Origin of the sequence: Mesorhizobium sp. M7A.F.Ca.CA.002.04.1.1, assembly GCF_004022805.1 — a bacterium.
GTDB classification, from domain to species: Bacteria; Pseudomonadota; Alphaproteobacteria; order Rhizobiales; family Rhizobiaceae; genus Mesorhizobium; species Mesorhizobium ciceri.
Genome location: NZ_RZPL01000949.1, coordinates 1 through 1758, shown reverse-complemented (window position 1 = coordinate 1758; position 1758 = coordinate 1). Strand labels below are relative to the sequence as shown.

Below are 1758 nucleotides of genomic sequence, written 5' to 3'. Positions count from 1 at the left end.
GGTCAAGGAGGCGACCGGCAGTCGGCACCGGGAGGAGCCTTACTTGATGTATCCGCCCTCGGTCATTGCCGCGGTGGCAGCGTCCTGGGCCTGCTTCAGCGCGTCGTCGACGCTCGACTGGCCGGCAAGCGCCGCCGAGAAGAGCTGGCCGACCGTGGTGCCAAGGCCCTGGAACTCAGGGATGGCGACGAACTGGACGCCGACATAGGGCACCGGCTTGACCGTCGGATGCGTCGGATCGGCGGCGTTGATGGAGTCCAGCGTCATCTTGGCGAACGGAGCGGCCTTCTGGTACTCGGCATTGGCGTAGAGCGAGGAGCGCGTGCCCGGAGGAACGTTGGCCCAGCCTTCCTTCGAAGCGACGAGCTCCGCATAGTGCTTGCTGGTCGCCCAGGAGACGAACTTCTCGGCGGCATCCGCTTTCTGCGTGCCGGCGGGGATGGCCAGCGACCAGGCCCACAGCCAGTTGCCGCGCTTGCCCAGGCCATTGTCGGGCGCCAGCGCATAGCCGACCTTATCGGCGACGGTCGAGTTCTTCGGGTCCGAAACGAAGGACGCGGCGACCGTGGCGTCGATCCACATGCCGCATTTGCCCTGCTGGAACAGCGCCAGGTTTTCGTTGAAGCCGTTGGAGGAAGCCCCCTCGGGGCCGTCGGCCTTCATCAGGTCGACATAGAACTGCAACGTGTTCTTCCATTCCGGCTGATCGAACTGCGGCTTCCAGTTCTCGTCGAACCAGCGGGCGCCGAAGGAGTTCGACATGGCGGTCAGGAAAGCCATGTTCTCGCCCCAGCCGGCCTTGCCGCGCAGGCACACGCCGTTCACGCCATTGGCGCGGTCGGTCATCTTGTCGGCGGCCTGCTTGATGAAGTCCCAGGTCGGCGCGTCGGGCATCTTCAGCCCGGCCTTGTCCATCAGGTCCTTGCGGTACATGACGAAGGAGCTTTCGCCGTAGAAGGGCGCGGCATAAAGCTTGCCGTCGACCGAAAGGCCGCCAGCAATGGCCGGGATGATGTCCTTGGCGTCGTAGTCGTCGCCGAGCTTGTCGAGCGGCAAAAGCCAGCTCTGCTTGGCCCAGATCGGAACCTCATAGGTGCCGATGGTCATCACGTCGTACTGGCCGCCCTTGGTGGCGATGTCGGTGGTGACGCGCTCGCGCAGCACATTCTCTTCGAGCGTAACCCAGTTGAGCTGGATGTCGGGGTTCGCCTTGGTGAAGTCCTCGGTCAGCTTTTGCATGCGGACCATATCGCCATTGTTGACGGTGGCGATGGTGATGGATTCGGCGTGTGCGGCGAACGCAAGCGTGCTGGCCGACAACAAGCCCAGGGTGAGCGTGCGAAGTTTCATCAAATTCCTCCCTTGAACCAAGATGAGCATTTGCCTTGGCTTTGGGCAATTACTCACTTGGCGTGAATTATGTCAAGTCGGATTCGATGCTGCAGCGCAGCACCCGGGCGACACCGCAGGCCGGGACGAGCGGAAATTGCCAGGACGAAGAGCGTCCCGGCCGGATACAGTGCGGCAACAGCGGATGGATCTGCGAGACCAGGTGCAGCCCGCAAGCTTGCCGGTCAGCAGGCGATCTCGGCCAGCAGCCAGTCGCGGAAGGCACGGATCTTCGGCACGTTGCGGCGCGCTTCGGGGTAGACCAGCCAAAAGGCATGGCCGTCGTCGCCAACCAGATCGAAAGGCTGGATCAGGCGCCCACCGGCAAGTTCCGCCTTGAACAGCGCCCTGGTCAGGATCGCGACGCCA

At 63.5% G+C, this 1758-nt stretch carries 2 protein-coding genes; both read right to left on the bottom strand.

Annotation, left to right across the window (positions count from 1 at the left end):
• Window positions 1-39: 39 nt before the first annotated feature.
• Complete coding sequence (locus ENZ75_RS30850) at window positions 40-1350, bottom strand: sugar ABC transporter substrate-binding protein (RefSeq protein WP_013528413.1); 1311 nt, start codon at window positions 1348-1350, stop codon at window positions 40-42.
• Window positions 1351-1574: 224 nt separating this feature from the next.
• A partial coding sequence (locus tag ENZ75_RS30845; protein WP_245481313.1) for a LysR substrate-binding domain-containing protein occupies window positions 1575-1758 on the bottom strand: 184 nt, incomplete at its 5' end.